10 protein-coding genes are annotated in these 6702 nt (G+C 64.7%); all 10 read left to right on the top strand.

Annotation, left to right across the window (positions count from 1 at the left end):
• The first annotated feature begins 80 nt into the window (after positions 1–80).
• On the top strand, positions 81–407 hold the full coding sequence (locus THIMADRAFT_RS24050; RefSeq protein WP_233490341.1) for a hypothetical protein: 327 nt from the start codon (positions 81–83) through the stop codon (positions 405–407).
• Between the two features lie 37 nt (positions 408–444).
• A complete protein-coding gene (locus tag THIMADRAFT_RS24045) occupies positions 445–1533 on the top strand; it encodes a nucleotidyltransferase family protein (protein WP_007195742.1) in 1089 nt (362 codons plus the stop codon).
• 72 nt (positions 1534–1605) lie between these two features.
• Positions 1606–2142, top strand: a complete 537-nt coding sequence (locus THIMADRAFT_RS24040; protein ID WP_007195741.1) for a hypothetical protein — start codon at positions 1606–1608, stop codon at positions 2140–2142.
• Between the two features lie 556 nt (positions 2143–2698).
• Complete coding sequence (locus tag THIMADRAFT_RS24035; protein ID WP_007195740.1) at positions 2699–2968, top strand: type II toxin-antitoxin system Phd/YefM family antitoxin; 270 nt, start codon at positions 2699–2701, stop codon at positions 2966–2968.
• Positions 2955–3191, top strand: coding sequence for a PIN domain-containing protein (locus THIMADRAFT_RS24030; protein ID WP_007195739.1), 237 nt, complete (start codon positions 2955–2957; stop codon positions 3189–3191). Before THIMADRAFT_RS24035 ends, THIMADRAFT_RS24030 begins: the two co-directional genes overlap by 14 nt.
• Complete coding sequence (locus THIMADRAFT_RS24025) at positions 3188–3415, top strand: type II toxin-antitoxin system Phd/YefM family antitoxin (protein WP_007195738.1); 228 nt, start codon at positions 3188–3190, stop codon at positions 3413–3415. Before THIMADRAFT_RS24030 ends, THIMADRAFT_RS24025 begins: the two co-directional genes overlap by 4 nt.
• An 11-nt stretch (positions 3416–3426) precedes the next feature.
• A complete protein-coding gene (locus THIMADRAFT_RS24020) occupies positions 3427–3840 on the top strand; it encodes a type II toxin-antitoxin system VapC family toxin (RefSeq protein ID WP_007195737.1) in 414 nt (137 codons plus the stop codon).
• A gap of 47 nt (positions 3841–3887) precedes the next feature.
• Positions 3888–4070 carry a type II toxin-antitoxin system HicA family toxin gene (locus tag THIMADRAFT_RS24015; RefSeq protein ID WP_040734138.1) on the top strand — a complete coding sequence of 61 codons (183 nt, stop codon included), beginning with the start codon at positions 3888–3890 and terminating at the stop codon, positions 4068–4070.
• Between the two features lie 144 nt (positions 4071–4214).
• Positions 4215–4484 (top strand): PqqD family protein, encoded by a 270-nt coding sequence (locus THIMADRAFT_RS24010; RefSeq protein WP_158308422.1) that lies wholly within the window; start codon positions 4215–4217, stop codon positions 4482–4484.
• Between the two features lie 33 nt (positions 4485–4517).
• Positions 4518–5627, top strand: a complete 1110-nt coding sequence (locus THIMADRAFT_RS24005) for a radical SAM protein (RefSeq protein WP_007195735.1) — start codon at positions 4518–4520, stop codon at positions 5625–5627.
• Positions 5628–6702: the final 1075 nt, after the last annotated feature.

Below are 6702 nucleotides of genomic sequence, written 5' to 3'. Positions count from 1 at the left end.
ACTACCTCGTCGATCCGAATGGGTTCGCTTATTAAAATGTTTAACTTGTTTTTGAACCGTTACTAATGGACTGCGCGGAGGTGCAACGCCACGGCCAAGCGGTTCGTTTCCTGCCGCCTTTAGGGCCGCGGGTCGGGGGGGCCTTACGATTGGGTCTCCTGCTTTTTCCTCGCTACTCGCCCGGCACCAGCCCTCGGCTTGAGCCGCTCGCGCCGGTGGAGGCGTTGCGCGGGTTGGTCGAGGCCGAGGCGGTGATTCGCAACCTCACGCAGACGAGGCTCGAGGCCCTCGTCCGCTGGGTCGAATCTGCACCCGCCTATCGCCTCATCTATCCGGACTTGGCGAGCGGTTTGGAATGGACGCGGCGGGCGTTGGCCGAAATCGGGAGTTGGCAGATCGAGGCGTGATGCGCGCCACGGTCCTCTGACATCGATGTCGTACCGAATGGCAGCCTTGCATCCAACCCGACTTGTTGCCGCCTGTCTGTCGCTCGGTGACTCGCCTGACCCCATCCTCGATGCGACCATCACCAGTACTGATTGCGACTGGCCGCGGATCTTCTGGTCTGCCGGCAACCATCTTGTGACGCCGTCGCTCGCAGGGGCGCTGACGCGAAAGGGCCTGTTCGATCGGCTTCCGACTGAGGTGCAGGACTATCTCGTCGGCCTCCAGGCGCTGAACCGAGAGCGCAACCAGGCCCTCTACCAGGCGCTGAGCGCAGTCGTCGCCCGCCTCAATGACGCCGACATCGAGCCGCTGTTGCTCAAGGGCGCGATCGCATTGTTGACGGGGCAATATCCGGGCGCGTCCGATCGCGTGCTGGGAGACCTGGATCTGCTGGTTCCCGGCGACCGCTTGGACGAAGCATCGGCACTCGCCCAGACCATCGGCTATCGAAAGGCAGAGTTGCCGATGGTCTTTCCAGGCGATCAGGATCGCATGCAACACGCCGTTCCACTTCTGCATCCGACGCTCCCGGTGACGCTGGAGATCCATCGGCGCATGCTGAACAACCCCGAGGACAACAGCCGACTGGAGTCCGGCCTAAAGGCGCGGCGCTTGATGCTTGAGGGGGTAGGGCGGGTTCAGGTGCCGGATACCGGAACACGCATCCTGCACAATTTTCTGCACGCTCAAATTCAGGACCAACAGCGGCGGCGTCGCGTTCTGAATTTGCGGCAACTTTATGAATTCGCGGCGTTGGCAAAACAGCACGCCGACACCCTGGATTGGCCTTCCATCATGAACCGTCTTCGTGGTGGACATCGCCAAGCCTTCGCGGAATATCTTGGCCAGGCCGAGTCATGGCTGGGACTGCCATATCCCCGAACTGCAATGCGCGCGCCAAGCACGCCGAGAGAACTCTGGTTGATCGAGCAAGTGGAGAGGCATGATGTCTTGCGACGGGCGTTCGCCGTCTACAGCGAGGCCCTGCGCATGCCGCGCCGCTTGGCACGTTTGCCTTTAAGGCTCGTACACACACCCGGCTGGTTCCCAGCAAAATTTCGCGCCTTGCGGCAGACTCGCTCGTGATCCGAGCTGCCTTCGGCATTGCCCCGGTGGCATTGCGACGGAGGGGGGCGGTCCGCACACCGGACCCTATGGGTGTTGCGCCTCGTCACCCCCTATGCAGCACTCGCCTCGGGCGGTCTGCTGCTACAAGGCGCCGCTGTCGTGATGAACGGCGGCGCCTGGCTTATGCTCGGCCGCTCCAATGCCGGTAAGAGCACGTTGGCCGGTGCCGCACTCGCTGCCGGACGGCCCATCCTAAGCGACGACATTAATCTGCTGCGTCCCGACGACGCCGGCGGATTCGTTTCGGGCGCGGTGCCGCTGACCGGAGACCTGCGGGCGCACCAGACCGCCGGGCCGGATGCCCGGTTCCCGGTGCGGGGTTTGTTGTGGTTAAGCCAAGCCGAGACCCTCGGGATCGAGCCGATGTCCGCAGGCGAGGCCGCGTCGCGGATGCTCGCCTGTTGCCCGGTCGTCAATACCGATCCCTATCGGCTCGAGCGGGTCTTCTCCGTGATCGAGCGGGTTCTGTCCGTTCTGCCCATGCACACCCTGAAATTCCGCCGAGACGATCCGTTCGAGGCGATCGAGGCGATGGTGCTTGGGGCGATCAAGCCGGCCTCGGTTTGATTGTTGTTGGGAATGGTTGCCTGGGTGTTGTGTGTGATTCGGACCGCCTAGTGGATGGCAAGGTCGACGGTCCGCACAGCGGACCCTACGGTTGTCGGTCTGCGGGGGGTTCGGTCCGCACAGCGGACCCTACGGTTGTCGGTCTGCGGGGGTTTCGGTCCGCACAGCGGACCCTACGGTTGTCGGTCTGCGGGGGTTTCGGTCCGCACAGCGGACCCTACGGTTGTCGGTCCGCGGGGGTTTCGGTTCGCACAGCGGACCCTACGGTTGTCGGTCCGCGGGGGTTTCGGTCCGCACGGCCGATCCCACGGTAGGGTCCGCTGTGCGGACCTTCGGCAGTCGCGAACCAGGGCGGCCGGATTCGTGAGCTCAACCGCGCCCGGGTACGGTATGCGTCATGTGTTGGAGTGGTTTGGCCCCGCCGGCTCCGACGACTGTCGGAGCCGGCGGGGTTCAACATATTCAATGGATCCGGGAACTGGACGAGTGGGAGCGAATTCCACCGCACCCTGCCAAAATAGCCGTTCTAGCCAAATCAACCATTTAGGAGGGCGGCATGATCGTGGTGACGTCGGTCGAAGCCCAGAGCCGTTTCGGAGAGTTGATCGATCGGGCGCAGCGGGAGCCGATCGAGATTACGCGCCGTGGGCGGCCGGTCGCCTACGTGGTTTCGGAACACGATCTCAGAGAGCTGGGCGACGTACGCAGGCGCAGGGAAGAAGCGGTGCGATGGTATGCGAGCTATCGGCGAGCCACCGCCGCATCACCTGAGGCAGCGGCCCTGACCGACGAGGACATCGATCGACTCGTGCATGAGGTTCGCTAGGCGGATCGTCCTGGACACGGGTGTGCTGGCGAGCGCCGCGATTCGCCCGGATTCCGTCCCGGCCTTGGCCTTGGAGAAGGCCCTGCTCAATTTTGGCGTGTGCGTCAGCCGGGACACCCTCGCCGAGCTTGTGCCCGTGCAGATTATCGGCTGTCTTGGCGTGGCGAAGCTCGGGATGTGCATTTATGCTTACACGAGTTTGTACATCGCGAGGCCGACATGAAACAAGCCAATTTCACCGAAGTGCGGAACCATGCTAAGGCCTACTTCGATATGGTCGAATCGGGTGAGACCGTGCGCGTGCTGCGCAACGGCAAACCTATTGCCGATATCGTCCCGGTTGCGACCGATCTCCCGTCCTGGAAGCGCCGCAAGGCCCAACCGTTGGTCCTGGACGGCGTGTCGGTGAGTCGGATGATTCTCGACGAGCGCGACGCAGGGGTGTAGGAACGGCTTCGATGCGCGTTTTTTTCGATAGCTCGGCCTTCGTCAAACGCTATGTCCGTGAAAACGGCACCGAGGCCGTGCTGGCATGGTGCGACCGTGCCGGCGAAATCGGTCTCTCCGGAATCGCGTTGCCGGAGATCGTATCGGCTTTTTGCCGCCTGCGCCGCGAAGGCAAGATCGACGAGACCCGGTATCGGCAGCTTAAGTCGCTGCTGTTGACCGATATCGAGGACGCGGCGATTTGCGACCTTACGCCCGAGGTCCTGGCGCAGTCGATTGTCTGCTTGGAAAACAACCTGTTGCGAGGCATGGATGCCATCCACATCGGCAGCGCACTTGCGCTGAAGGCGGACATATTCATTACCGCGGACCAGCGGCAAGGCGATGCCGCGAGTCGAGCGGGGCTGCGCGTCGATGGGTTGTGAGTTAAAACGCCTGTTGGGCGTGCTCGCCAACGCGGCTCAGCAACAGTTTGAAGCAACTCGGCTTTGCATTCGATCGGCAAGCCGCCGGTAGCCACGAGATCTGGTTCAACGGTACGACCGGGCGATACACGACGGTACCGAATCACCCGGGTGACATGCCTGAAGGCACGTTGCGTGCGATCTTGAAGCAGGCGGACATCACGCCGGAGCAGTTTCTGCGTGGTCGGTGACGGCAAGAGGCCGCGCGCATGGACAACGAAGCGCCGAGGAGACGCAGGGTCACGGACGCCGAGGATGTGCAAGGCGGTCCCGGCGTCCGGCCTGCGTGACCGACGATGTCTTTCTCCTTATCTTACTCATTTGGGATGGTTAACTTGACTGAATCCGACGACGAATGCTTGGTGTTGCACCCGGATGTGGTGTTTCGTGCCGTGGGCGACGAGGGGGTCGTCGTCGATCAGCGGCGGCCGGAGGTGATGGTGGTGAATCACCTGGCGTTGCGCGTGCTGCAATTGATTCGAGAGACGGGCTCACGCGCTGCGGTGCTCGCGACGCTTGAGTCGGAGTACCCGGTTGAGCCGACGATCATCGCCGCGGACATGGATCGTTTCCTGGCGGATCTTCGCGGCCGCGGCCTGATTTAACCGAACGTCCGACCGGATCAACCGGGAGCCGCCGTGTACCACACCCTGATCCAAAAACGCATCCGCCGCCTGGGCCTGCTGCACAGCGCCACGCTGGAGCTGACCTATAGCTGCAACCTGGATTGCTTCTTTTGCTACAACGATACCGATGCGCAGGGCGTGCCGCTGTCGTTCGAGCAGTATCGGCGCCTGCTCGAGGATCTCGCCGAGATGCAGGTGTTGTTTCTGACCCTGACCGGCGGCGAGCCGCTGGCCCATCCGCGATTTTTCGAGATCGCCGCGCTGGCGCGTACCTTGGGGTTTGCATTGCGCGTGAAGTCGAGCGGTCACGCGGTGCGTGGCGAGATCGCGCGGCGTCTGCGCGACGAGGTCAATCCGATGGACGTGGAGATGAGCCTGCACGGCGCGACGCCGACAACCCACGATCGGCAGACGCGGGTGCCGGGCAGCTTCGAGCGCTTGGTCGAGAACATTGAGGGGATGCGTGCGATCGGTCTGCGGGCCTCTCTGGTGAGCACCTTGACGGCTTGGAACGCCGACGAGATCGAAGCCATGTACGACCTGGCCGAGCGGCTGGAGGTGCGCTTGCGCTGGCAGGGTCCGGTCAGCCCGCGCGACAACGGGGACCGCGAGCCGCTGAGCATTCAGCCGAGTGTTGCGCAGTGGGATCGGTGGCAAGTGGTGGCGACGGTGCGCAACGCCCCGCCCGTGGCGGCGGAGTGCGAGGGGGCGGACGGGCAGCAGGATTCCGCGGGCGATGCCCTCGTTCGGGATATGCACGGCGACGAGGAGCCCTATCACTGCGGGATCGGCGGCGGGGACATCCTGATCGATCCGTTCGGCAACCTGTACCCCTGTCTGCACGTGCGCTGGTCTGCCGGGAATCTGCATGAGCAGTCGGTCAAGGAGATCTGGGCGGGGGAGAAGGGCGCGTTCAGACGTGCGCGTGACCTGTCCGTCGCGACGGCCAAGCGCTTTGCGACGGAGCGTCCGACGCAGCTCAATGCGCCTTTGTACTGCCCGGGGGTGGAGTTGAAGCTGCAAGGGGAGCAGCCCGAGCGTGCGGCGGTGCCGCTCTCGACGCTTCAAGGAGAGTTGGCGCGTTTTCGGAGGCCGCGTGTTGCGGCCGGTGGCGGTGGGTAGGGGGCGACGTCGTCCGCGGGGCGTTTGGTCCGCGCGGCGGAACCCGACCGACGGTGCCATCGGGCGACACCGTCGGATCCGGATGCATCCGTAGGGTCCGCTGTGCGGACCATTGGTTCCATGGAGCAGCGTTGTCGCCGGCGCGATGCCGTCGGTCCGCACAGCGGACCCTACGACGGATGCCGTTGGGTCGCAAGGCGGAACCGGGCCGGCGGTGGCGGGGGGCGACACCGTCGGATCACGGATGCGTCCGTAGGGTCCGCTGTGCGGACCATTGGCCCATGGAGCAGCGTCGTTGCCGGTGTGATGCCGTCGGTCCGCGCAGCGGACCCTACAACGGGTGTCGTCGGGTTGCGCGGCGGAACCGGATCGGCGGTGCCATCCGGCGATACCGCCGGATCCGGATGCCCTGTAGGGTCCGCTGTGCGGACCATTGGCGCCATGGAGCAGCGTCGTTGCCGGCGTGATGCCATCAGTCCGCACAGCGGACCCTACAACGGGTGTCGTTGGGTTGCGCGGCGGAACCGGATCGGCGGTGCCATCCGGCGCTACCGCCGGATCCGGATGTCCCGTAGGGTCCGCTGTGCGGACCATTGGCGCCATGGAGCAGCGTCGTTGCCGGTGTGATGCCGTCGGTCCGCGCAGCGGACCCTACAACGGGTGTCGTTGGGTTGCGCGGCGGAACCGGATCGGCGGTGCCATCCGGCGCTACCGCCGGATCCGGATGCCCCGTAGGGTCCGCTGTGCGGACCATTGGCCCATGGAGCAGCGTCGTGGCCAGGCGGGATGCCATCGGTCCGCACAGCGGACCCGACAACGGGTGTCGTTGGGTTGTGCGGCGGAACCGGATCGGCGGTGCCATCCGGCGATACCGCCGGATCCGGATGCCCCGTAGGGTCCGCTGTGCGGACCATTGGCCCATGGAGCAGCGTCGTGGCCAGCCGGGATGCCGTCGGTCCGCACAGCGGACCCGACAACGGGTGTCGTTGGGTTGCGCGGCGGAACCGGATCGGCGGTGCCATCCGGCGATACCGCCGGATCCGGATGCCCCGTAGGGTCCGCTGTGCGGACCATT

Source organism: Thiocapsa marina 5811, assembly GCF_000223985.1.
In the GTDB taxonomy this organism is placed as follows: domain Bacteria; phylum Pseudomonadota; class Gammaproteobacteria; order Chromatiales; family Chromatiaceae; genus Thiocapsa; species Thiocapsa marina.
This window is presented reverse-complemented; position numbering and strand designations above follow the sequence as displayed.

What these genes read in the sequence shown, in the direction of transcription:
- THIMADRAFT_RS24025 (WP_007195738.1), top strand. Translation starts at nt 3,188, where the DNA reads ATGAAACAAGCCAATTTCACCGAAGTGCGGAACCATGCTAAGGCCTAC.
- THIMADRAFT_RS24045 (WP_007195742.1), top strand. Translation starts at nt 445, where the DNA reads ATGGCAGCCTTGCATCCAACCCGACTTGTTGCCGCCTGTCTGTCGCTC.
- THIMADRAFT_RS24030 (WP_007195739.1), top strand. Translation starts at nt 2,955, where the DNA reads ATGAGGTTCGCTAGGCGGATCGTCCTGGACACGGGTGTGCTGGCGAGC.
- THIMADRAFT_RS24035 (WP_007195740.1), top strand. Translation starts at nt 2,699, where the DNA reads ATGATCGTGGTGACGTCGGTCGAAGCCCAGAGCCGTTTCGGAGAGTTG.
- THIMADRAFT_RS24020 (WP_007195737.1), top strand. Translation starts at nt 3,427, where the DNA reads ATGCGCGTTTTTTTCGATAGCTCGGCCTTCGTCAAACGCTATGTCCGT.